The 25,273-nt window shown below is 37.5% G+C and carries 20 protein-coding genes and 1 pseudogene; 16 read left to right on the top strand and 5 right to left on the bottom strand.

Annotated features, from left to right (window positions below; genetic code table 11):
- The first annotated feature begins 171 nt into the window (after nucleotides 1-171).
- The 8 genes from Q4493_RS01730 to Q4493_RS01695 all read left to right on the top strand — a co-directional run bounded on the left by Q4493_RS01730 (nucleotide 172) and on the right by Q4493_RS01695 (nucleotide 6,846).
- The gene (locus Q4493_RS01730; protein WP_303448924.1) at nucleotides 172-960 is read left to right on the top strand and encodes a DUF3450 domain-containing protein; all 789 of its coding nucleotides are present in this window, start codon (nucleotides 172-174) and stop codon (nucleotides 958-960) included.
- A gap of 9 nt (nucleotides 961-969) precedes the next feature.
- Complete coding sequence (locus Q4493_RS01725; protein ID WP_303448922.1) at nucleotides 970-2,346, top strand: MotA/TolQ/ExbB proton channel family protein; 1,377 nt, start codon at nucleotides 970-972, stop codon at nucleotides 2,344-2,346.
- 3 nt (nucleotides 2,347-2,349) lie between these two features.
- Nucleotides 2,350-2,877 (top strand): MotA/TolQ/ExbB proton channel family protein, encoded by a 528-nt coding sequence (locus Q4493_RS01720; protein WP_303448921.1) that lies wholly within the window; start codon nucleotides 2,350-2,352, stop codon nucleotides 2,875-2,877.
- A gap of 44 nt (nucleotides 2,878-2,921) precedes the next feature.
- The gene (locus Q4493_RS01715; protein WP_303448917.1) at nucleotides 2,922-3,335 is read left to right on the top strand and encodes a biopolymer transporter ExbD; all 414 of its coding nucleotides are present in this window, start codon (nucleotides 2,922-2,924) and stop codon (nucleotides 3,333-3,335) included.
- Nucleotides 3,336-3,364: 29 nt separating this feature from the next.
- Nucleotides 3,365-3,973 carry an energy transducer TonB gene (locus tag Q4493_RS01710; protein WP_303449096.1) on the top strand — a complete coding sequence of 203 codons (609 nt, stop codon included), beginning with the start codon at nucleotides 3,365-3,367 and terminating at the stop codon, nucleotides 3,971-3,973.
- Nucleotides 3,974-3,997: 24 nt separating this feature from the next.
- A complete protein-coding gene (locus Q4493_RS01705; protein ID WP_303448916.1) occupies nucleotides 3,998-5,284 on the top strand; it encodes a lipopolysaccharide assembly protein LapB in 1,287 nt (428 codons plus the stop codon).
- 336 nt (nucleotides 5,285-5,620) lie between these two features.
- The gene (locus tag Q4493_RS01700; protein ID WP_303448915.1) at nucleotides 5,621-5,869 is read left to right on the top strand and encodes a hypothetical protein; all 249 of its coding nucleotides are present in this window, start codon (nucleotides 5,621-5,623) and stop codon (nucleotides 5,867-5,869) included.
- Nucleotides 5,870-6,045: 176 nt separating this feature from the next.
- A complete protein-coding gene (locus Q4493_RS01695; protein WP_303448914.1) occupies nucleotides 6,046-6,846 on the top strand; it encodes a PEP-CTERM sorting domain-containing protein in 801 nt (266 codons plus the stop codon).
- A gap of 456 nt (nucleotides 6,847-7,302) precedes the next feature.
- Here the strand turns inward: Q4493_RS01695 and Q4493_RS01690 are convergent, their stop codons facing one another.
- Nucleotides 7,303-8,139, bottom strand: coding sequence for a hypothetical protein (locus tag Q4493_RS01690; protein WP_303448911.1), 837 nt, complete (start codon nucleotides 8,137-8,139; stop codon nucleotides 7,303-7,305).
- A gap of 816 nt (nucleotides 8,140-8,955) precedes the next feature.
- Here Q4493_RS01690 and Q4493_RS01685 point away from each other — a divergent pair.
- Nucleotides 8,956-9,840 carry an NAD(P)-dependent oxidoreductase gene (locus Q4493_RS01685; protein WP_303448909.1) on the top strand — a complete coding sequence of 295 codons (885 nt, stop codon included), beginning with the start codon at nucleotides 8,956-8,958 and terminating at the stop codon, nucleotides 9,838-9,840.
- 515 nt (nucleotides 9,841-10,355) lie between these two features.
- Here the strand turns inward: Q4493_RS01685 and Q4493_RS01680 are convergent.
- The gene (locus Q4493_RS01680; protein ID WP_303448907.1) at nucleotides 10,356-11,093 is read right to left on the bottom strand and encodes a FadR/GntR family transcriptional regulator; all 738 of its coding nucleotides are present in this window, start codon (nucleotides 11,091-11,093) and stop codon (nucleotides 10,356-10,358) included.
- Nucleotides 11,094-11,408: 315 nt separating this feature from the next.
- On the opposite strand from Q4493_RS01680, the gene Q4493_RS01675 reads away from it, so the two are divergent.
- The 7 genes from Q4493_RS01675 (at nucleotide 11,409) to eda (ending at nucleotide 22,706) form a co-directional block, all read left to right on the top strand.
- A complete protein-coding gene (locus Q4493_RS01675; RefSeq protein ID WP_303448905.1) occupies nucleotides 11,409-14,708 on the top strand; it encodes a TonB-dependent receptor in 3,300 nt (1,099 codons plus the stop codon).
- A 108-nt stretch (nucleotides 14,709-14,816) separates the two neighbouring features.
- A complete protein-coding gene (locus tag Q4493_RS01670) occupies nucleotides 14,817-17,072 on the top strand; it encodes a polysaccharide lyase 6 family protein (RefSeq protein WP_303448904.1) in 2,256 nt (751 codons plus the stop codon).
- Between the two features lie 57 nt (nucleotides 17,073-17,129).
- A complete protein-coding gene (locus tag Q4493_RS01665) occupies nucleotides 17,130-19,313 on the top strand; it encodes a heparinase II/III family protein (protein WP_303449095.1) in 2,184 nt (727 codons plus the stop codon).
- 13 nt (nucleotides 19,314-19,326) lie between these two features.
- The gene (locus Q4493_RS01660; protein WP_303449094.1) at nucleotides 19,327-19,728 is read left to right on the top strand and encodes a cupin domain-containing protein; all 402 of its coding nucleotides are present in this window, start codon (nucleotides 19,327-19,329) and stop codon (nucleotides 19,726-19,728) included.
- Nucleotides 19,728-21,023 (top strand): MFS transporter, encoded by a 1,296-nt coding sequence (locus tag Q4493_RS01655; protein WP_303448901.1) that lies wholly within the window; start codon nucleotides 19,728-19,730, stop codon nucleotides 21,021-21,023. The genes Q4493_RS01660 and Q4493_RS01655 overlap by 1 nt, the downstream gene beginning before the upstream one ends.
- Nucleotides 21,024-21,091: 68 nt before the next feature.
- Nucleotides 21,092-22,030 (top strand): sugar kinase, encoded by a 939-nt coding sequence (locus tag Q4493_RS01650; protein WP_303448900.1) that lies wholly within the window; start codon nucleotides 21,092-21,094, stop codon nucleotides 22,028-22,030.
- A gap of 55 nt (nucleotides 22,031-22,085) precedes the next feature.
- Nucleotides 22,086-22,706 (top strand): bifunctional 4-hydroxy-2-oxoglutarate aldolase/2-dehydro-3-deoxy-phosphogluconate aldolase, encoded by a 621-nt coding sequence (gene eda / locus Q4493_RS01645; RefSeq protein ID WP_303448898.1) that lies wholly within the window; start codon nucleotides 22,086-22,088, stop codon nucleotides 22,704-22,706.
- Here eda and Q4493_RS01640 read toward each other — a convergent pair.
- From Q4493_RS01640 to Q4493_RS01630, 3 genes and pseudogenes are all read right to left on the bottom strand, one after another.
- A pseudogene (locus Q4493_RS01640) lies at nucleotides 22,672-22,956 on the bottom strand (hypothetical protein). The gene eda and the pseudogene Q4493_RS01640 sit on opposite strands and share 35 nt — an antisense overlap.
- Nucleotides 22,957-23,144: 188 nt before the next feature.
- Nucleotides 23,145-23,363: a DnrP protein gene (locus Q4493_RS01635; protein WP_303448897.1), complete on the bottom strand. Its 219-nt coding sequence runs from the start codon at nucleotides 23,361-23,363 to the stop codon at nucleotides 23,145-23,147.
- 1 nt (nucleotide 23,364) lies between these two features.
- Nucleotides 23,365-25,209 carry a nitric oxide reductase activation protein NorD gene (locus Q4493_RS01630; RefSeq protein ID WP_303448896.1) on the bottom strand — a complete coding sequence of 615 codons (1,845 nt, stop codon included), beginning with the start codon at nucleotides 25,207-25,209 and terminating at the stop codon, nucleotides 23,365-23,367.
- Nucleotides 25,210-25,273 lie beyond the last annotated feature (64 nt).

Raw genomic sequence — 25,273 nt, 5'->3', positions numbered from 1 at the left:
CTTTTTTGTCATTTAATAAAGTTGCAATATTAATGAAACATTAGTGTCACACTTGGTTATTAAAATTCCTGCCAGTAATTTATCAAACTAGTAAGCAAAGTTTTTGCTAACAGCAGCACTATTAAAACAATCTTGCAAATAGTGCAAAACATCTAAGGTTAGGGTTTTTATATGAAGGTTACAAAATGGGCGCAAGCAGGTTTAATGTTAAGCATGTCAGCCTTTTCTTTGTCTGGCTATGCTTTTAGTCCAGAAGAGTTGAATGATGAACTGAATAAGGTTGTTGATGCCGGAAAACAAATTAATCAATCGGCCAATGCTTCACAGCAAAAAGTCGACAAAATCAATGAGCAAATTCAATCAAAGTTACAACAATTTAAAGTCGTCAATAAAGAAATTGATGGTTTGAATGTTTATAACCGTCAAATGCAGGCGCAATTAAATAATCAATTGCTTGAGCTTTCACAATTAGCAACATCGATGGAGCAAGTCAGTATTATTGAACGTCAAATCTCGCCATTGATGGCAAGAATGATCGATACCTTAATCGCATTTGTTCAATTGGATGTGCCTTTTTTACCCGAAGAAAGAAGTAAAAGAACGGCAGATTTACAGCGTTTACTTGAACAAGCTGATGTTTCGGTTGCTGAAAAGTTTCGTCGCGTATTAGAAGCTTATCAAGTTGAAGTAGACTACGGCCGCACCATTGAAGTGTACAGTGGCACGCAAGTAGTAGATGGCGTAGAGCGAGATGTTGATTTTCTGCGTATTGGTCGGGTGAGCTTTGTTTATCAAACCCGCGATGGCGAAAAAATGGGGATGTGGAATAAAGCGAGTCAATCATGGCAGCCATTACCCGCTGACTATCGCACAGATATTAATAAAGCACTTCGCATTGCGCGTAAACAGCTTGCTCCCGATCTTATCATCGTTCCCATTGCACAAGATTTTGCAGAATAAGGCGCTATCATGAACACTATTAATAGAATTTTAACTTCGCTTACTTTTGCTGGCGTAATGGTTTCAGCAAACGCTCAACAAGCGAGTAATTTAGATGAATTATTAACGCAATTAGAGAAAGGTCAAATTGCGCAAACTCAGCAAAACATCGCAAGAGAAGCTGAGTTTACAGCAAAAAAATCGCAACAAGATCAGCTGTTAAAACAAGCTATCACCTCAAGAGAGCAAGCCGTTGAAAAAAGTACTGAGCTTGAAAGTAGCTATCAAGAAAATGAAGTTGATATTGCGAATAAAACTGACGCGTTAAATAAGCGCATGGGTGAGTTAAAAGAGCTTTTTGGTGTATTACAGCAAGTGGCAGGTGATACACGTAGCAAATTTCAAACATCAACTATATCAGCCCAAATTCCTGGTCGTGGTGAATTTTTAGATGAATTTGCTCAAAGTATGGGCTCAAGTTCAAAGCTTGCTTCTATTGAAGAAATTGAACGTTTATGGTTTGAACTTCAACGTGAAATGACGGAAAGCGGTAAAGTGCATAAATTTACTGCTCAAGTGGTTGCTGCAAATGGTGAAAAAGTACAAAGCGAGGTTATTCGAGTAGGTGGCTTTAACTTAATCTCTAACGGGAAATATTTAGAGTACATCGATGAAACAGGTTCAATTGCTGAACTTATTAGGCAACCATCAAATAGATATTTAGACAGTGCCAGCCAATTATCTCAAACCACTTCTCAAGCGGTACCTTTTGCTTTAGATCCTACAGGCGGCTCAATTTTAGGGCTGTTAGTACAAGCGCCTGATACTCAAGAGCGAATTGAGCAGGGTGGTCCCGTGGGTAACGTGATAATTGCTTTAGGTATTATTGGATTATTAATTGCCTTAGAACGTTTTGTGTCATTATTTTTAATTGGCAATAAAGTAAACCGTCAATTAAAAACTAGTGTTGCCTCTTCAGATAACCCACTCGGTCGAGTGATGTTGGTCAAAGATAATAATCTTGATGCCGACACAGAAACATTGGAATTGAAATTATCTGAGCGCATTTTAAAAGAAGTGCCAATGCTGACTACCCGATTAACCTTGATAAAAATAGTGTCAGTGGTTGCGCCATTAATTGGTTTATTGGGAACTGTTACCGGCATGATCAATACTTTCCAAGCCATCACATTATTTGGCACAGGTGATCCAAAATTAATGGCGGGTGGTATATCACAAGCCTTAGTTACGACAGTGTTAGGTCTTGTAGTGGCTATTCCAATGGTCTTTATCTCAACGCTACTTAATACACGTTCACGCGGCATTATTAACGTTTTACAGCAACAAAGTGCCGGCATTATTGCCGAGCGAGCTGAAATGGTTGAACCTGCAGAGAAAGGAGCATAACTCATGGTTTTATTCATCGACATGATGAATAGCATTCGTGAATTTCTTGATACTGGCGGTCAAGTACTGACCGTCATCGCAGGTGTTATTTGTTTGATGTGGTTACTCATTTTTGAACGTTTGTATTTCTTCTTAAGAACTTATCAAGTGATCAGAAATGAGATGATTACTTGCTGGCAAAACAGAGTGGAACGTCATTCTTGGAATGCTGAGCAAATACGCATCGCGCAAGTGTCTCGAATTACCGAATTACTTAATAACAATGTCGCCATCATTCAAAGTTTAGTGGTGCTTTGTCCGCTGTTAGGCTTATTAGGTACAGTAACTGGCATGATTGAAGTGTTTGATGTGATGGCCATTTCTGGTAGTGGCAATGCTCGTTCTATGGCATCTGGTGTTTCTCGCGCCACTATTCCAACCATGGCAGGCATGGTGGGATCATTATCCGGTGTTTTTATGGTGACTTGGTTACAAAGAAAAACCAAACGTCGCACCGAGCAAATGGAAGATGCGCTACCTATGGCTCATTAGTTCGAGTTTTTAAATGAAAGTATTAACGAATAAGGATTAAGAACATGCGTTCTCAATTATCAAAAGTATTACAAGAGCAGGAAGAAGCTGAAGAAATAAACATGACACCTATGCTGGATGTGGTGTTTATCTTATTGATATTTTTCATTGTTACTGCGTCTTTTGTAAAAGAGGCAGGGATTGAAGTGAACCGCCCAGAAGCGGCTACTGCTGTTAAGAAAGAGCGAGCAAATATTTTAGTCGCCATCAGTGATACAGGTGACATTTGGATAAATAAACGAAAAGTGGATGTGCGTGCTGTCCAGGCAAATATTGAACGCCTAAAAGCGGAAAATCCTCAAGGTACGGTTGTGATTCAGGCAGATCAAAAAGCGACCACTGATATTTTAATTAAAGTGATGGATTCAGCGCGTGCGGCCGGTGTTTATGATGTTTCAATCGCGGCTCAAGAGGTTTAAGACAAGCGATGGCTATTCATTTAAATAATATGGCTCGCTACGTGATCAGTTTCGCGCTTTCAGTTGCTGTAACTTTAGGATTATTGTGGAGTATGCAAGCTTTAATTGCTGGTGGCAATGATGTGCTAACTGAAGCACCGCGCGGCAATGTGCTTGACTTTATACGCCTCAAAAAAGAAGAAGCGATTGTTAAAAAAGATCGTAAACCACAAAAGCCGCCGCAGCCTAAACAGCCGCCACCGCAAATGCAGCAACCACAAATGGAGCAAGCAAATCCTAATGTTAATGCTGTCAGTACAAATTTCACAGCACAAGTTGATACCTCATCTGGGCTAACCGGAGGTATTAGTTTAGGAAGTAGTGATGGTGATTATCTTCCCATTGTTAAAGTAGCGCCTATATATCCTCGTCGTGCTCAATCGCGAGGGTTAGAGGGCTATGTCATTGTGGAGTTTACGGTAACCAAAAATGGATCAGTTCGAGATCCAATTGTTATCGAAGCACAACCAGAAGGTGTATTTGACCGAGCTGCGCTTGATGCAGCACTTAAGTTTAAATATAAGCCACGTGTTGTTGATGGTACTCCGACAGAAGTAGCGGGTGTACAAAATAAAATTTCTTTTGAAATTGATGGCTAAATAAAAATAAACGGAGGAAAACTTATGAAAAATTTATATATTTCAATGTTAGCTCTGGGAAGCTTGTATCTATTACCAGTGACAGATAACAATATTTCAGCAAGTTATGCTGCAGAGCCAGCGAAGCAATCAGTCAAAGTGCCGGCGATGCGAAATCGAGTTTATGCTCAACTTGCTAGAGCACAAAAGCTGGCAGACGAAGAAGGAAAGCAAGCAGGTTTAGAGGTACTTGGTGAAGTAAAAAGTCGTATTGATAGCTTAAATAGCTATGAAAAAGCCATGCTTTGGAATTTTTATGGGTTTATGCATTACAGCAATGATGACTTAGATTCTGCGATTGAAAGTTTTGAGAAAGTGATTGCTGAAGTTGCTATCCCAGAGCCATTAAGATTATCAACATTATATTCCCTTGCTCAGTTATCAATGCAGCAACAAAAGTATAGTGAAACATTAGCTTATCTTAAACAATGGCAACAGGTAAATACCAAAGAATTAACCGGTGAGCAACACATATTATTTGCTCAAGTATATTATCAAGACAAGCAATTTGCGCCGTCACTTGCCGCAATAAATAAAGCGATTGATGAAGCAGAATCCAACAATAAATTACCTAAAGAAAATTGGCTAATTTTACAACGAGCTAATTATTACGAATTGAAACAACCTAAAAAGGTGACTGAAGTTCTAGAAGCGTTAGTTAAGTATTATGAAAAGCCAGAATATTGGTTGCAGCTTAGCGGTATGTACGGTGAAATAGGCCAAGAAGCAAAACAGTTAGCTGCTATGGAAACGGCTTGGCAAGCAGGGTACATCACTAAAGCACAAGATATTGTCACTTTAGCGCAACTTTATCGCTTTAATAATATTCCATACAAAGCGGCAAGGTTATTAGATGAAGCGATTTCTGATGGCAGAATCGTTGCTAATGAGCGTCATTATGAAATGTTAGCTCAAGCTTATCTAGCCGCTAAAAATGATACCAAAGCCATTCCTGCGCTTATTAAAGCGGGAGAAATTAACGAAACGGGCAAGTTTGACGCTCAATTAGCACAAGCGTATCTTAATATTGAAAATTGGCAATTAGCGATTAAATCAGCCGATAGCGCATTGGCAAAAGGTGGGATTGACCGAGTTGGTGATATGCACCTTATTATAGGCATGAGTTATTTTAATTTAGCACAATTTGAAGCATCGCTAGCGGCGCTAAAGCAAGCGGAAAAAATAGCCAGTTCAGCAAAAATGGCTCAACAATGGTATCAATATGTTAAGCGCGAACAAGTACAGCATAATCAATTAGCTATGTTAAATTAAGCGTGAATGCGTATTGATATTAAAAGAAATACCCTAAGTTACTTGTGGAGACGAGGGTTAAATCTTCTCTTTTCTTCACAAGTAACGACGTGATTTCGAGTTTTTTATTTACAGCAAATAAAGTAAGGTTTTTTCAAAAAACCTCCAAAATGGTAATGCTATCTTACTAACCTTCAATTAAATTAAGATCCATTTATAAATCAGGTGATTAATGGGTTTAGTGTCGATAATTGGTTTCAAACCTTACGTAGGCATATTAATTTTTTAGAGTGCCCCGTCACTAGTGCTACTAACTCTATGCGTTGGAATGCCTAAGCAGGCTATAACCCAGAATGGATGGTAAAACTCATTGAAATCAAACGCGTATATTTCAATTATTGTATGACCAATGAGCGCACTATTAACAAGAATTATAAAGGCTACAAAAAGCCCAAACCGTCTACTCCAACTATGCGATTAGGGTTAACAAGAAAGTTTTATACCGCTGAAGGCTTACTGTCATTTAGCCTAGATAAAGTTCGTATTGATGAAGTGTATCGCAACAAAACCGAACACAAGCCAAGCTTCATGAATAACCGATTATAGTGTCAGGTTGTTTTACATAGGTGCAAGTCCGAAATCACTAATGAATGCCAGCCTATTGTTTTTATTGATGATTACCAAATTGGCATACTGCCTGCTTAGTACCCAATAAGTAATTATTTTTAGCTTTATTAAATACCTTCCAATCTCGATGGAAAGGGATTAAGAGGAACACTCAAATGAAAAATAAATTTTTAAAGGGCTTAATGGCTAGTTTTGGGCTGGTAATTAGTAGTATTTCTAATGCAGCATTAATATATGGTTCAGATCCAATCAATTTTGGTAATCCATTAACAGTATTTGATACTGAAACTGGAACTACAACTAATTTAGGTTCCAGTGTTTGGAATTTAGCTTTGGCCTTTGATAGTAATAACTCCCTTTTTGGAATAAATAATACTTCTCTTTATTCAGTTGACTTAAATAATGGTTCAACTTCACTAATTGCGAATGGTGCTTGGGGAGGATTTTCAGAATCTGCAACTTTTGATCTAAATAACAACTTGTTAACCGCAACAAGTACAGGGTTATACAGTGTTAATACTTCAAATGCGGCTACGACCTTTTTGGGGGCATTTGTAGGTCATAACACTTATGATGGCATATCAGTTGCCACAACCAGTGTTGATACAATATTAGGAACATATAGTGCTGGAACAATTTTTGGCGTTGACAGTGGAAATATTTACGTTATTGACCCTAATACTCTAGTATCTACATTTTTAATGTCTGGACCAGCTAGCGAAACAATTGCTTTTGATGCAGAGGGAAACTTGTATGGAAATGACTACAACAATGGTTATTATCAATTAGATCTCGTAAATCAAAACCACTCATTTCTTGGTGGAAGTGGGCATTTTGGCTCTGCTGTATATGGTGCGTATTCTAATCAAGTGGACGTTCCAGAACCATCAACACTAACCATTTTTGCTTTAGGTTTAATGGGACTAGCTTCTCGTAAAATTAAGAAGCACGTTTAATCTTTAGCGATAAATTATTAAAACACTGATCATTACGGTCAGTGTTCTTTATTTTTAGATATATAAAAATAGGAAAATCACAGTAAAATCTCCCACTCGCTTTAAAATCACTCAGTAACCAACTGAAAAATTTAACTAATCGTACATTTTGGATTCTTCGAACTGTTTCTTTCGACTCAATTGTCATAGAAAAATATAGAAAAATATAGAAAAATATAGAAAAATATAGAAAAATTTTGTAAAAATAAAAAGCCGCTTTGCTATTTCAACAAAACGACTCCAAGTTGACTCAATAGCCCGGTTTAAAGCTAGTGTTTTTTTAATGGGTTAAATCAAAGTGGTCGAATTATAAAAAAAATAATGATTATCAGTGATGTATTCATGTTGATTTTAAGAATTTTGAACCAGTGATTTATTTTTAACTGGCAAGCTAATCACTCAACAGGCTGTAAAGTCTTACAAGTAATTTTTATACCAATATAAGTTTTCTTCGAGTACGGTCTGATCAGTAAAGTTAGGATTGGGAATTTCAATAATAGTACGATTTTTTAAATTCGCTCGTTTGATATCTTCTTCATAATACTTATCTAAAATGGTTTTTAATTCACCACTGGCCAATAATTTCTCTAAGCCTAGTTTTAATCGCCTTGCTAAACGGGGTTCAGTTTTAGATACGTAAATATAAGTCACCATAGGAAGATATAGTGCTAGGTTAGGCTCAATTACGACATTTTTTATGCGTTCTTTGCGAATATTAAGCTCATCATAAGCTTCATAAATAGCCCTAGGTAAGTAATCAAATCGCTGCTTATTTAGCATTAAAAATAACCCTTCAAAAGTATGTGATTTGACTAAACTCATCTCAAGTTCATTGAAAACTTTAGTGGTAACCCAACTTGATTGTAATCCTGCCGTTAGCTGGCTTAGCTGCTCGAGTGTTTTCACCTCTTTAAATGCAGGGAGATTTGCTTTATTCACTAACAGTAATCGATAGCTTATTAAACCTAGTCGAATTGGGATCTTAATAGCAATAGCATGCTTATCCCATTCCTTGTTACTAGGATTAATGAAAGTGTTAAGTACTTTACCTTCTTTAATATATTGTTGCGCTCTGGAGGGGGTCATATCGACCGTAAAGGTATCGATTTTATAGTCGCCAAATTCGGGCTCTGTTAATTGCAAAGCACGAAGTATCACCTCATCTTTATGCAGAGTTCTTTTTTCATGGCCTTTAGTTGGTTTTAAAAACCTTACTGTATCAAGTGCATAAAGTGCAAATGATGAAGTCAGCATTATTGTGCTAATCAAGGTGATGAATTGTTTTTTTAACAGGGAATAAATAATAGTTAGCTTTAACATTTCAATCATATTTTTAGTGTAGTCTTATTTTTTTTAAACTCCAATTTACTGCTTTTTGACCAAAGAAATTATTGATAATAATGGCAAGTGAAGAATATTAGTTGGTAAAAGCAATGTTATTACCAATTCAATATGAATAAATGAAAAAATTAAGACTTTTTTTGGCATTATTATCATTTCTTCCAAAGCTATTCTAAGTTTTCAACAGTAGAGAGTTAAATAATCAAATTATCTAAGTGCTAGACCTATCTTAGCTGTATTGGTAATAAGTGATTAATTGTAAAGTCTATTCAAATGATGAAAGACTCACTTCATATTTTATCGTCTAACGTTCAACAACCACCGATAATTAAATTAAAACTAGCTCATTGGTTACTCTCATCCGTTTAAATCACTCAATTTCACTGGTTATATGTTTTGGTAAGTTATATTTGTTAAATTGGTTGACAATAACCTTTTGTATTGGTTAGTATTGGTTTGCCGGTTTGATAGATGCTTTATCAGCGTTATCAAACCCATGATATTTGAAATTAATAGAAATAGTTTCAACGGGAATAGTATTTACCATTTTAAATGGCATGTTCCTAAAACTGTTTCAAAAGCATGTGATGTAACTGATGTATAAATCAGGCATTAACCTGAGTATTAATTAAGTGTTTATTTTAAATTATTGAAATAAACACTTAATCAATGAAATGGGCAACTCTCATACTCAGATAAACAAACAGTAATATATTTTAGGAGTTAGACATGACAAAACCTACTATAGGTTTCATCGGCCTTGGCCTTATGGGCGGTAACATGGTTGAGAATCTTCAAACACGTGGCTTTAACGTAAATGTAATGGATCTTAATAAAGATGCTGTTGCTAAGGTACTTGCTCGTGGTAACGCTACTGAAGTATCTTCGGGTAAAGAGTTAGCTGAAAAAAGTGACATCGTAATGCTTGCGCTTACTACTTCTGCCGTTGTTGAGTCAGTTGTATATGCTGAAGATGGTATTTTAGCCGGTATGTCTGAAGGTAAAACGTTAATTGATTTTGGTACGTCTATACCTGCGTCTACCCGTAAAATTGGTGCTGATCTTGCCAAAAAAGGTGCTGGTATGATTGATGCCCCATTAGGTCGTACACCTGCACATGCTAAAGATGGTTTGTTAAACATTATGGCTGCTGGTGATATTGAAACCTTTAATAAAGTTAAGCCTGTGCTTGAAGAGCAAGGTGAAAATGTTTTCCATCTTGGCGAACTTGGTGCTGGTCACACGACTAAGTTGATCAATAACTTTATTGGTATGACAACGGTTACAGCAATGTCACAAGCATTTGCTGTTGCTAAAGCGGCGGGTGTTGACGGTCAACAGTTATTTGACATTATGTCTGCCGGCCCTTCTAACTCGCCATTTATGCAGTTTTGTAAATTTTATGCGGTTGATGGTGATGAAAAATTAGGTTTTTCAGTAGCTAATGCCAATAAAGATTTAGGTTACTTTAATCAAATGGTAAAAGATTTAGGTTCAGAGTCTCTTATCGCTCAAGGTACTTCAGCAAACCTTCAAGCAGCGGTTGACGCTGGTTTAGGTCAAAATGATGTTCCAGTAATTTTTGACTACTTTAATACTCAGTTAGCTAAGTAGATCATTCAACCCCTTACTTCTTTAATTAACAAAAATTACAGAAGTAAGGTAATTCAAGTGCTCGCGTACTAGTAACGCTTATTTAGTTGTACTTTTAGTAAGTCGTTTAGATGATTAGAATTAAATGGATTTAATGATTTTATAGCCTCTCTTTGAGAGGCTTTTTTTTGCCTGTTTTTTATATGGAAGTGAGTAAATTACAAGATTGTTGCTGTTGCTATCAAAGTTAAACTTAGCATTATATAGGTTCAGGTGAGAAAGCGAAGACTTAAGCGGTAAAGCTTGCACATTCAACTATTTAAAAAGATAAAGATCTAAAAGTATTTGAAATAAATAGTAAGGTACTTATGACATTGAAACTAGCATGTTATTAATATGATAGCTTGTGTTAAGTCGGTTGGAAGTTGGTAAGACTTAAGCGGGTTATAAAATGTTAACTGCTAGTCTATAAGGCTCTCTGAAGTTACCGCTAACACATTTAATAAGTAAGCTTTGTAAAGAGTCTAACGTTAACATTAAACTCTTGGTACTAAGTTTTCGATAGAGTAAAGCCCACGTTTTTCACTATTTTTACGTTTGATTTCTTCAAGTGCTCTGGTTTCTTCAGCATCAAATAACTTATTGATTAAGCGGTTGAAATGACCATGCATCGCATGTCTAGCTTCTGTTGCGTCACCCGATTTCAATGCTTGATAAATCGCGCGATGCTCGGCAATGGTTTGTGAGTTACTTTTGCTACATACGCTATCATAATCACGTATGATTTCTTGAGATGAGCTACGTAATGCCCATAAATTTTGTACTGATGCGATCATGGCAGCATTACGTGTTGATGCAGCAATAATGCTATGGAATTTTTTATCCGCTTCTGGGATATCTTTACCGTTTTCCATATCAACAAGCGTTTGATGTAAATCTGTTAATTCTTGTTCGGTTATTGTAGTCGCACTAAGCGCGGCTACTTCGCCTTCAATAAGTGCTCTTGCTTGCGTCACTTCAAAGGCGTTAATTTTATTTTTAGCGAGAGTCGTATTGGCAGTATCAAGGACATAAACCCCTGAGCCTGTTTTAACTTCTACTTTTTCTCTGGCTTCAAGTGCGATAATAGCTTCGCGAACCGTTGGTCTACTTACTTGGAAAGACTCAGCTAATTCTCTTTCTGGCGGTAAACGACTACCGGCAGGATATTCACCCGCATTTATAGAGGCTTCAATTTTATCAACAATTTGCCAAAACATACGACGATTAGCCATGAGAGTACCTTCTTTCTTTGAAATTCTATTTTCTACACAAAAAACACATAATATCGCTATCTATATACATTGGCAAAATATATCTAACCATTACCTTGCGTAAACAGCTTTTACGATACATATTTCTAAATTCATGTAAAGACTACATTATATTATTGGTAATAACAAATAATATTGATTAAGAAGTAATTGGTAAAATGAGTGGTTGACAATTGGCTGTTGGATTGGTTAAATTTAGTTGATATTGCTGTCATAGATTTATTGCTCAGCGAAATAAATATTAAAAAAATAAAATTCAACTGGGGGGAGAAGAACGTGAAATTGAATAAAATTAGTAACGCTCTAAGAAAAAACCGAACATTTATTGCTAGTACTGCAATAACTGCTTTGCTTGCTGGACCGGCTCATGCCTTCCAAGAAGCTGAGCAAAGCAATGATAATGCAACCACTATTGAAGTAGCCAACAAAGCAGGTGAAGTCGAAGTGATTGAAGTGCGCGGAATGCGCGGCACAATGACTCGTTCACTGAACGAAAAGAAGAATACTACAGCTATTGTTGATGCGATTGCAGCGGCAGATTTTGGTGATTTACCGGGACTTTCTCTTTCAGATGTTATTGAAAATGTTTCAGGTGCTTCTGGTCATCGCCTAAAAGGTAGCCAAAACGAAATCTCAATTCGTGGTCTTGGATCATATTGGGGTTATTCAACGTTTAATGGTCGTACTATTACCAATGCTGGCCCAGGTCGTGCAGTTAACTTTAAAAAATTCCCATCAAGCCTAGTTGATAAAGTTACGATTTATAAATCACAACAAGCAAACTTAGTTGAAGGTGGTACTTCAGGTACTATTGAAGTAGGTTCCCTGCGTGCGGTTGATTATGGTAAGAGTAAAACAACAGTTGAAGCACAAGTAGCAAACAACAGCTATTATACTGCTGCTGACAACCAGTCAGAATGGGGTAATAAATTTACCCTTTCAACCGTACAAAGCTTTGAAACAGAATCGTTTGGCGATATGGGTTTCAGTTTAGGTTTTGTACAAAGTAACTCAGCCAATCCAGAAGAAAATTATGGAAGCAGTTCCACATTAGCCGCATGTAGTTTTAGAGCTGCTGACGGTTCTCCTTTGACTACTAATAATGGCGATAATGAACGTTGTGGTGATCGGGATTTAAATAGCAGCAATAACAATATGCCTGATAATGACTCAATGGTGAGTCCAGGCCGTTCAGCAGATTTAGTTACCTTAGGGCCAAATGCTGATCCAGATAGATTTGGTGTAAATGGTGCTGATCATTTAGCAAAATTTGATCCTAACTCTATTTTCTTTATTCCTGATGATTCATATTGGCGTACCGGTCACGATGAAGATGAACGTCGTAATATCGTGGGTACTTTCCAATGGGTACCAAATGAGCAATGGGATATTAATTTAGATTACGCCTCTTCTCGCCTAGAATATACTGAAAATCGTATGGAATTAGCGCAAGAACGTGGTAAAAATTTAAATCCAGACACTTTAATTATTGATGATAATGGCAACCTTATTTATGAAGAAGGTGAAGGTAAACTTACTTTACAAGGTGAAGAACGTTATCAATTAGATGAATATGATGGTTTTGGTTTGAACGTAGATTTTCTACCAAGTGATAACCTTGTACTTTCTTTCGATGCATCTTATTCAAAATCTTACCGTTACCGTTTACGCCAACGTGCGAAATTCCGTCATGAATCAACAACGGCTTACTCGTTAGATTCTAGAGGAACAGTCCCTAAATTATATCTTGGTGACCATGAACAAATTGAGAATGCTAATTTCTTCTATACCTCTCAAGGTGGCAGCTTAGTTGAGAATCCTAACTACGGTGGTGCCGCTTTTGATGTCAGTGATATGGCAAGCTTCATTAATAGTGATGGTGGTGCATATTTAGAATATGGCCGTGAAAATGATGAACGTGAAGATGATATTTGGGCAGTAAAATTTGATACGCAATATTCATTTGATGATTACAACGTTATTTCTTCTATTGAAGCAGGTGTACGTTATTCACGTGAGCATTTATACGATTATTCAGGTATTCAAACAGCATTTAACGTAGATGATGGCTCTCGTCGTCCTATTGATGACAACTGGAACTCAGATGATCATGTTGACAGAGACGGCGCAAATAATGACTTTGATAGTTTATATCCAGATGAACATGCGCAAGTAACTGCCGCTGCAGCAGCATGTGGTGATAATGGTCATAGTCTTGAAGGCTTTATGGACAACTCAGGTGGTGCAGCTGATGCCGGTAATTTCTTAACCTTTGATTCGCAATGTTTAATTGGTGCATATTTAGGTCAAGTAGGCTTCCTTACACCAGGTGGAAACAATCCTAATATTGGCTATTACGATATTGGTGAAGACCCAGACAAGCGTAGTGGTCAATTGATCGATGTTAGAGAAGATACTACTGCATTTTATGCAATGGCATGGATTGATACGCAATTTTCTGACATTCCTGTAACTGGTAACGTTGGCTTGCGTTATGTTAAAACCGAAACAAGTTCACAATCTTGGGGTGAAAAAGCAATCCTTACTCAATCATTTTTAGAAGATGATCCTACAACCCTTGATATTGATGAAACTGGTCTTGAAACATGGAACTATTCATCTGAAACAGGCGAGGTTTATTTAGAAGATGATTACTCAGAGTTCTTACCGAGTTTAAACCTTACTTTCCATCTTAGTGATGAGTTATACCTAAGAACAGCTGTTTATCGTTCAATGTCACGTTTTGCGATGAATGCGATGTCTGCAGGTCAAACGTTAACAGATTGTAATTCTGCTGATACTAGTGAAAGTGCAACATGTGACAGCTATGACTCACAGTTAGTCTCTGGTTATGCAGAAGGTAATATGATGAATCCATTTACCGCCACTAACTATGATTTATCATTAGAATGGTACCCAAGTTTAGATATGGCAGTCACCTTAGCAGGTTATTGGAAAAACTTTACTGGCGGCACAAAGTTAGTGATTGAAAACCGTGTTCCTACAGTAACGAATGTTTCTGCAGATGGAACTGTGACGGTTGGCGATTATTCACATGAAATTCCTTACAGTGTTAACCAAGTTGCGGAAAATGAATCAACCATTAAGGGTTTTGAGTTAACCTTCCAAAAACATTTTGCTGACTTACCTGGTATTTGGAGTGGTTTAGGTATTAAAGGTGCATGGAACCATGCTGTTTCTGACTTTAACTCTGAAGAACCTGCTAACTGGGGTATTAGCCCAGATGCAAACTTAATGGGTTTCTCTAAAAACGTGGCTTCTGGTTCTATTTATTGGGAAGGCGATAATTTATCAATGCGTTTAATGTATAAATATCGTTCACGTTATTTCCAACCGAACGATTTACCATTTCCTCATAAAGGCAATCGTTGGGTAGAAGATAGTGATTATGTTGATGCGGCGATTAAGTACAAAATCAATAAGAGTGTATCAGTATCGTTAAAAGCACTTAACCTATTAGAAGAAGCGCAAGTAATGACGCGTGGACCAGGAACAGTATCTGATTACTCTTTCTCAGGTCGTAAATTCTTCCTTGGTGTTAAGGCGAGTTTTTAATCAAACCTATATTGAAATATAAATATCAATGTAAATGAAAATGGAGTTCTCTTTTACGCAGGTAATTGAGAACTCGATATTTTTTAGTAGGACCCTTTTGAGGTAAATATGTACAAGTCTAAACTTTTTCAATCGTTATTTTTATCAAGTTTATTTTTATTAGTCACTGCTGCGTGTCAACAAACAACGGCAAAAACATGGTTGGTTACCACCCAAGCAGAATATAAAACAGCCCTAGATAAAGTATCTGCCGGCGATGAAATTGTTTTGTCTGATGGTACATGGGAAAATTTTGAGATCTTATTCAAAGCCGAAGGTACAGAGCATGAGCCAATTACCTTAAAAGCACAAACTAACGGCAAAGTATTTTTAACCGGTCAATCGAACCTTAGATTAGCGGGAAAGCATTTAATTGTTTCAGGCTTAGTGTTTAAAGATGGTTATACGCCAAGCAGTGCGGTTATTGAATTCAGGCAAAACAAAAATAATTTAGCATATCACTCTCGTGTAACCGAAGTAGTCATTGAAGATTATTCAAACCCTGATAAAGCTGAAGGCGACTATTGGGTAAGCTTATACGGAAAACATAATCGTTTCGACCATAGCTATTTAGCAGGTAAGCGCAATAAAGGCGTAACCATGGCGGTACGATTAAACACTGAAGATAGCCAAGAAAATTATCATCAAATTGATCATAATTACTTTGGTCCAAGACCTATTTTAGGATCAAATGGTGGTGAAACGCTTCGCATTGGTACTAGTCATTATTCGTTGAGTAATTCGTTTACGAAAGTTGAGAATAACTATTTTGATCGTTGTAATGGCGAAGTAGAAATTATTTCAGTTAAATCAGGGAAAAATCAATTACTTAATAATACCTTCTTTGAATCTCGTGGCACGTTAACCTTACGTCATGGTAATGGTAATGTTATTGAAAACAACGTGTTTTTTGGTAATGGCGTTGATCATACTGGCGGTATTCGCGTGATCAATAAAGATCAAATCATTCGTAATAATTACATGGAAGGGTTAACCGGTTACCGTTTCGGTAGTGGCTTTACTGTGATGAACGGGGTACCTAACTCTCCGATCAACCGTTATCACCAAGTAGAAAATGCGTTAATTGAAAATAATTCAATGGTTAATGTTGACCATATCCAATTAGCCGCAGGCAGTGACGCTGAACGTTCAGCTGCGCCACTAAATAGTAAACTGCAAAACAACCTAATTTTTAATGAAAATGGCAAACAACCTTTTACTTTGTTTGACGATGTTTCCGGTATTGCTTTCAATGGTAATGTTACTAACAGTGAACCGTTAGCTGAAATCGCTTCTGGTTTCCAAGTGAAAGAATTAACTTTAGAACGTGCTGAAAATGGTTTGTTATATCCTGTTGGTGAAAGCATTGGTGCAGATAAAACGATTCAACCGATTGCTAAATCTGCTACTGGACCAAGTTGGTACGCCAAAAATGTTGAGGAAACCGCTTTTGATTCAGGTAAAGAAATTCATGTTAACGGAAATGGCGATGACTTATTTGATGCGGTTGTTGCAGCTGAAGATGGCGACGTTATTGTACTGGCAAAAGGTAAGTATAATGTGCGTAAAATGCTTAGCGTAGCGAAAACCTTAACCGTTAAAGCAGTAAATAACTCTGACGCAGTTATCACCTTTGAGCGTGGTACTTTGTTTGAAATTGCTGACGGTGGCAGTTTAAAAGTTGAAAACCTAATGATTGATGGGGTTAATAGCCCTGATTCTGCAGGCAATACCTTAGTAAGAACCCAAAAGTGGGGCATGACTCAAAACTACCGTTTTGTGATGTTAAATAATGTTGTGAAAAACTTAGACATTAATCACTCTTTCCATTTATTTGAATCAGGTAAAGGCGCTTTTGCTAATTTAATTGAATTTAAAGGTAATACTTTTACTAATATCACCGGCGATTTATTGCGCCTTGATAAAGAAATTGAAGACTTAGGTATTTATAACGCAGAGTATGTAGCGCTTGCAGATAATAAGTTTGAAAATGTTTCTGGTGCCCTCGTTAAATTATACCGCGGCGGTACTGATGAAAGTACTTTTGGTCCACACTTGACGATGTCGAATAACCAATTAACCGCAATTGGTGAAGGTAAACGAAATAAAACTAAAGCTAGTTTGTTCTTACATGGTGTTCAAGTCACGAATATTAATAACAACAACATAGCCAATAGTGCGCCAATCAAAGTTGAGCATACGGTAGGCGAACCTAAAACAAGTATTGCTAATAATCAGCTTTCTCAAGCTGTGAGCGTAGTTGAGCTTAGAGTGGAAGGCCCACATACTGCTGAACTTTCTGATAATACCATTGTAAATAAATAGGGCTTTCTAGGCATGTTATTGGCTTTTTTTAAAAAAATGCAGGTTAATCTGACAGCTATGTTATTAGCGGTTTCCTGGTGTGTATTATTTAGTGCAAATAGTGCTGCTAGTCATTCGCCCAATTTAGTGATCAGTCATAGTGATGTTCCTGCGATGAAAAAAGCCTTATCAGTTGAAGGGAGTTTTACTGACGCCTTCAATAAAGTTAAGGATAAAGTAGACACACAGCTAGCTCAAGCTATCAATATTCCTGTGCCTAAAGACTCTGGCGGTGGTTTTACTCATGAAAGACATAAGAAAAATTACCGTTTGATGTATGACGCAGGCATTGTCTTTCAATTAACGCAAAACGAGCGTTACGCTCAATATGTGCGTGATATGTTACTGGAGTATGCTGAGCTTTATCCTACTTTGCCTTTACATCCGAAAAGAAAAAAAGGCAAAACAAACCCGGGCAAACTATTTTGGCAAAGTTTAAATGAAGCGGTTTGGTTGGTTTATACCAGCCAAGCTTACGATATGATTTTATCGTCATTAAGCGAAGCAGATAAAAACAAAATTGAAACGGGTCTTTTTCGCCCCATTGTGAAGTTTTTATCCGTCGATTCGCCAAAAACATTTAACAAAGTTCATAACCATGGTACGTGGTTAACCGCAGCTGTTGGTATGACGGGATACGTTTTAGGTGAGCTTGAATGGGTTGAACAAGCGCTATACGGTTTAGATAAATCAGGTAAAGGTGGTTTTTTAAGGCAGTTAGATGAACTCTTCTCACCAGAAGGTTATTACAATGAAGGGCCTTATTATCAACGTTATGCCCTGATGCCTTTTGTTACCTTTGCTAAAGCTATTGAAAATAACCAACCTGAACGAAAAATATTTGCATATCGTGATGGCATTATTTTAAAAGCTATTGATACCACAATTCAGCTTAGCTACAACAAACTGTTTTTCCCGATTAATGATGCAATTAAGAGCAAAGGTATTGATACGATTGAGTTAGTACATGGCGTAGCTATTGCTTATGGATTTACTCAAGATACTGATTTCCTTGATATTGCTAAACAGCAAGACCAAGTTATTTTAACGGGTGATGGCTTGAAAGTAGCGCAAGCACTCGATGATGGTTTAGCAACCCCTTATCAATTTAAGTCTAAGGCATTTGGTGATGGTGCGGATGGTAAACAAGGTGCCTTGGTTATCATGCGTCAAAAATCTCGCGGACAACAAGCTTTGCTATTTAAACCCGCAGCACAAGGCTTGGGACATGGCCACTTTGATAAGTTAACTTGGCAATTTTATGACAATGGCCATGAGATTGTTTCGGATTATGGTGCTGCTAGATTCTTAAATGTGGAAGCAAAATCTGGTGGGGGTTATTTACCAGAAAACAACACGTTTGCGAAACAAACAGTTGCCCATAATACTGTGGTTGTAGACGAAAACAGCCATTTCAACGGCAAAGTTAAAACCGGTAATAAACACCACCCTGAATTATTATTTTTCGCTAAAAGTAAACAAGGTTCAATTAGCTCGGCACAAATTGATACGGCCTATCAAGGTGTTTCGTTAAAAAGAACCATGGCGTTAGTGAAATTACCTGAGATTAATAAACCTCTTGCCATTGATATTTTTGATGTCAACAGTGATAAAAAATCGCATCAATTCGACTTACCTTTGCATTACCAAGGGCAACTCATTGATACAAATTTTGTTTTAAACACAGCAACCCAATCGTTATCTGCGCTAGGTCATAAAAATGGTTATCAACATTTGTGGTTAACGGCGACTAGTCAACCTGAAAAAGGGTTGGCGAAAGTCACTTGGTTAAATGAAAACGGTAAATTTTATACACAAACTGCGATTGTAGATGGTGACACAGAAGCTTTATTTACTCGCATAGGTGCGAATGATCCAAGCTTTAATTTACGTAATGAATCTGGCTTTATTTATCGTAAAAAAGCCGCGAAACAACATCGCTTTATTAGTGTGTTAGAACCACATGGGCAATATAACCCTGCGAAAGAATTTACTGTTGCTGCACAATCAACAATAACGAAACTGACGCACCACATTAAAGGTGATATAGAGTTAGTAGAAGTTGGGTTAACTACAGGGCAAAGCTATTTATTAGCGTTTAACCGTAGCTTAGCAAAGAAAACGAATAATACATTTACCTATCAAGATAATAATTTTAGTTTCAATGGCCAATTTAAGCTGTTCAAACTGAGTAATAAATAGAAGTGAGGAATTAATTATGAGTCGTAGTGAACACTTTTTAAGTGGTGAAGAAACTGAAATCGAAGATATTGGTGGTGGTTTAAAACGTCAAATGTTAGGTTTTAACCATGAGCTAATGGCAGTAAAAATTTGGTTTGAGAAAGGCGCTATTGGCTATAATCACGCCCATAGACACTCACAAGTTACTTATGTCGTTGAAGGTGAATTTCACTTTAATATTGACGGTGTGACGAAAATCATGAAAGCGGGGGATAGTTGTTTAATTCCACCTTGGGCTGATCATGGTGCAACTTGTCCAACCGGCGGTATTTTAATTGATACATTCAGCCCGCCTCGTGCCGATTTCCTTCCTGAAGGGACTTTCGATAATATTGATATAGATGAACTTAATCGCAAACCAGAGGGGATGGAATAATGCAATTAAAAGGTTTACGTTGGTGGGTGATTGCATTAATCGCTTTAGCCACGGTTATAAATTATATAGATCGTCAAGCGCTAAGCGTATTATGGCCAGATATTGTCGAAGATCTTTTCCCAGATGAATCTGCTTTAGAGCGTAAGCAAATATATGCCAATATCACGGTTGTCTTTATTTTTTCATATGCGTTTGGTCAAGCCATTTTTGGTAAGATATTTGACTGGGTTGGTACTCGTATCGGTTTCGTTTTATCAATAGGTGTTTGGTCGATTGCGACTGCGTTACATGCATTTGCACAAGGTGTGCTTAGTTTTAGTATTTTCAGAGCAATATTAGGTGTCGCTGAAGCTGGTAACTGGCCAGGGGCGACCAAAAGTAATGCTGAATGGTTTCCTTCAAGAGAACGTGCTTTAGCTCAAGGTATCTTTAATTCAGGTGCGGCAATTGGTGGTATTATTTCCATCCCTCTTATCGCTTACATGACCGTTTATTTTAGCTGGCAAATGATTTTTGTGATCATTGGTTTAATTGGTTTGTTATGGTTAATTCCTTGGTTAATTTTAGTGAAAGCGCCACCTAAGTCACACCCTTGGATCACTGATGAAGAACGTGAATACATTCTTACCGGCCAAAGAGCTTCGGATAATGCACCTTTATGTGATGAAGAAGAATATAGCCCTTCAACGGCTGAATTACTTTCACGTAAACAAAGCTGGGGTGTTATTATTGCTTCTGCTGCCATTGACCCAATCTGGTGGTTATTCGTGGCGTGGACACCAATTTACCTGAACGAAGTATACGGAATGGATGTTAAATCAATTGGTCTTTACGGTTGGGTTCCTTATGTTGGTGCTATGTTTGGTGCTTGGTTTGGTGGCTTACTTGCGCAAAATCGTATAAAAGCAGGTTGGAATGTTGATAAAACTCGTAAGCTGACAATCAGCTTAGGCTGTTTAATTATGTTACCGGCGTTACTTGCTATGGCAAACCCAGGTGGACCTACAACGGCAGTATTAATCATGGCGGTTATTCTATTTGGTTTCCAAACATCAATTGGTAATGTGCAAACTTTGCCAAGTGACCTTTATGGTAAAAAAGCAGTAGGTACCTTAGCTGGTTTCTCTGGCATGGCAGCTAAGCTTGCCGTGGTTGGTTTAACTTCTTTAGTACCAATTTTAACAGCAGACGGAAATTACACGACTGTATTTGCTATTGGTGCATCGTTAGCGGTTATTGCGATGTTAGCAGTTTGGGTACTTATTCCTAAAATTGCACCGTTACAAAAACTATAATAGTTGATGGCTTTTAGCCATCAATCTCATTTAAATTAATATTAGATAAAGTGAATAAGGCTTTGTAAATGAAAAACATTTTTCTATTCGGTGAATGTATGATTGAGTTGATGACTGCATCAAAAGAAGCGTCATCAAATACCTTGAAACAATCATTCGCTGGCGATGTTTTCAATACAGCTGTTTATCTTAAACGCACTTTTCCACAAGTAAAAGTGCGCTTGGTGACTGCCGTAGGAAAAGATAATTTTAGCCTAGATATGATCAAATATTTTGAAAGTGAAAATATTGATACCGAATTGGTGTTTCAATCAGAGAACAAAATTCCTGGTTTATACTCCATTCAATTAGATGATCAAGGTGAGCGTAGTTTCACGTATTGGCGCGAAAATTCTGCGGCAAGAAGCGTGATGAATTTTATCGATGAACCTGCAACTGAGTTACTGACTTCCGGCGATATGTTTTTCTTTAGTGGTATTTCTTTAGCGGTTATACAACCTGAAGATCGTGCTAGCTTTTGGCAAAAAGTAGTACAACTTAAAACTGCCGGGGTAAAAATTGTTTTTGATCCTAATTACCGCGCTCGTATGTGGAAAGATAAAGATGAAACCATTCAAGCCTATGAACAAGCATTTAAATTATCGGATATTACGTTGCCTGGTGTTGAAGATTTTGACAGCTTATATGGCATTAATAGTGTTGAAGGTGTGATCGATTTTTGTCAATCGTATGAAATTTCAGAAATAGTGGTTAAAAATGGTCCTGCTTCTGTGATCACGATATTAGATGGCGAAAAAGAGTTACATCAAGTAACGCCTGTGAAAACTGTTGTTGATACAACATCCGCTGGAGATTCTTTTAATGGTGTTTACTTGGGAGCTCGCTTAGAAAATGCCTCTATTGCTGAGTCTGTCGATAAGGCGTCAAAAGCAGCAGGATTTGTTATCCAACATAAAGGGGCTATCGCACCTAAAGCCCTGTTTAATGAATTTGTTCAGCAACTTTAAGATGATTTCTACATTATCTTATCTACATTATTGATAACAATTTATAGGTATTTACATGAAATCATTTAAAGAGTTAATGGCGTCGCAAGTCTTGTTACCCATAGTACAAGCCGATACGCCTGAGCAAGGTATAGCTATTACCGATGCTATGGTTAAAGCTGGATTACATTTAATTGAAGTGGTTCTGCGTACAGAAGCGTCATTAGAAGCCCTTAAAGCGATTAAACAAGCATTTCCGTCACTGATTGTTGGTGCCGGTACTGTAACTTCTAAAGAGATATTACAAGGGGCAAAGGAAGCAGGTGCTGACTTTATTATTACCCCCGCCATTTCAGCTAATTTACTTGCAGAGTTAGCCACTTGTGGTTTACCTGTATTGCCAGGTGTGTCAAATACTGCAGATATATTATTGGCCAGTGAATTTGGTTTTAATGAATTAAAATTATTTCCAGCATCACTATCTGGCGGTGCACCATTTATTGGTGCGATGTCTTCTATATTTCCTGATACTAGCTTTTGTCCTACTGGTGGCGTGAATCAAGAAAATAAAGCCGATTATCTGAAATTAGGCAATTGTTTTGCCATAGGTGGTAGTTGGGTTGCACCGAAAAATTGGGTTGAAAATGGTCAGTGGGATAAGATCACTGACGCGTGTAAATTAGCAAATCAAAGTTAGGGGCTATTGATCTTTCGAGATTGTTTTTGCCGCATTTTGTTGGGTATTTATACAAGGCAGAGCCTTTGTAATTTGGTTATTCCACATAAAAAGGCGATAAAGACTTTATGCTCCTGCAAAATCACCTTACCCCACATCCTTGTGGGGCAACGCCGTTAAAAATGACCAACAAACGCTGTCCGAAGGATTCGGCTAAAATCGTTTTACCCTTTGTTGAGCAGTATTTACTTAGAATGACTAGGCTACACACTACTCGCCGCGATTAAAACGATTTTATCTCGAACAAAATTTAACCGAGAAAGATCAACAGCACCTAATTACCAACAATATGTTTTAATAAAAACCGTCATGTTCTGGCGGTTTTTTTATGTTTCTTTATTAAGGTTACCTGATGGTAAGCTCTCTCTTTTAAACGGCATATAGCTGTCGTACCTAAACTTATCTCGGTAGATAAAAGATCATCACTAGACAAAATACCACCACAAACCAGAAAAAGGGCAGAAAGCGTTTTTTTCTTGCGCCTGTGCTATTTGGTGTTTCTTTACTTAACGGCATGCCACAGTTTTGGCAATTTCCATATGCTTTTTTTTCGGCTTGTTGCTCGTCGATACGATTTATCGATTGACAAAATAAACACGTGATCATTTTAATCGACATATTAATGACTCGTTAATTGGTGATATAGCTGAGGCAATCGTAAAGGCAATTGCGACGGTTTTAAAATAACGGTAAAACCATCACTGCCAAATAAATAAGGTAGATAAGCTTGTGCTTCCACATCAATGGTTATACAAAAAGGCTTGATACCAAGTTTTGTCGCCTCTTTAATCGCCTGATGCGTATCTTCAATGCCAAACCGTCCTTCATAATAATCTATATCATTGGGCTTGCCGTCCGTTAAAATTAATAATAATTTTTGGCTGTTTTTTTGTTCGTTGATTACTTTAGTTGCCTGACGAATTGCTGCTCCCATACGGGTATAAAAGCCAGGTCGTAGCGCTTGTACTCGCCCACGCACTTCATTATTGTATGTTTCATTAAAGTTTTTCAATAAACTAAATCTAACATGACTTCGTTTTACCGAAGAAAAGCCATACATGGCAAAATTATCGCCAACACTATTTAATGCCTCGGCAAATAACATCATTGAATCTTTAACTACGTCTATGACTCGATTTTCATTATCAAGGTACGCATCGGTAGACATAGATAAATCGGCTAACAACAAGGTAGATATATCGCGATTATTGCCTCGAAAAGTTTGATAGAGCCCTTTGTCTTGTGTCGGAGATATTTGCTTTTCAACATGAAAATCCAACCAGGCGTTTAAATTGAGCTCTTCACCTTGCTCTTGTCCCTTTAGCCAATAACGTAGATTACGCATTTGTTCAAATTGACTCTGAATAATTTTGGCTGATTTTTGCAGTTTAACGGGTAGTTTTTGTGGGAATGCATCTTTAGGTAGCATAGGTTGGAGCAAACAACGTTCATCTTCGAGTTGTTGTTTTTTATAATTCCACTCGGGGAGAGAAATACCTTCACCTAATGGAATGTCATCTTCTGATGCAGAAGGTAGGTCAAGATCAATTTTTATCGAAGCACTTTTTTGATTTTGCTGCTGAGAGAGCGTGATATGATCTAAATCTTCTGCAACTCTTTGATACTGTTCATCGTCTTCTTCAGTATCGTCAGTTCCTCTGTCTAATTTAGAAAACTCACTCCAAGAAAACATGCTTTCTAAGCGGAAAATCATCATGCCGTCACGACTTTCTGGTGAGTCAATGCGCTCAGCTTTTTTTCGACTCGCCTTACTTTTAGCTAAAGGTTTCGTTTGCTCTTTATTTTCGGCGATGTCAGTCACTTCTTCAGGTTCAGGTAGTAGTTGAGGATCAACATGAGCAGAAGGGTAAAGCCATAAATGAACAGCCTGAGGCGCATAATTTACTACAGGAAAAAACTTTACAGTACCCGGAGAAAGTATTGCTTGAATGAGTGCTTTTTCCATCGCTTGTTCATTTTGTGGAAGTTTATCGACATTCGGGCGAATATCAACCATAGCTTGCGCTAACCGTTGATAACGCGGCTTCATGGCTGGATATTTTTTTAGTACTTTTACGACTAAACTTTGATTATCATTCGCCCAATGTTTAAATTTACCATGGTGATTAGCAGCAAGTATCGCTAGCCAAATGTATAGGTCGTGATTTAATTCAGTGGCAGGGAATACCGCTAAAGATTCTGGTAATCTAAGGCTGTCTTCGTCTTGCCAAGCCAGACTAATTTGTTTGTTTTCTCCAGATATTTTTTGAAGAAAACTTCTTCTAACTAGGTAATCACGAGGTGTTGCAGCTTCGACACGTTTAATTTGTTCACCGCCAAGTGCACGATAAACCATACCAATAGATTTACTGACTTCTGAAAAATTAACCTGAGCATCCACAAAATGTGTGCTTGCTTTGCGAGTGATATATTTGTGCCAAAGCTCGCCTACCCATTCTTCCATAAAAACCTGTTAATTTTTCAGTGAATAATGGAACCACTTTAACAATTTTTGAAGGGCAATTATG

The organism is Colwellia sp. 1_MG-2023 (assembly GCF_030546755.1).
GTDB lineage: Bacteria > Pseudomonadota > Gammaproteobacteria > Enterobacterales > Alteromonadaceae > Thalassotalea_H.
The sequence above is the reverse complement of the archived record's forward strand: the minus strand, read 5'-3'. Positions and strand labels throughout refer to the sequence as shown.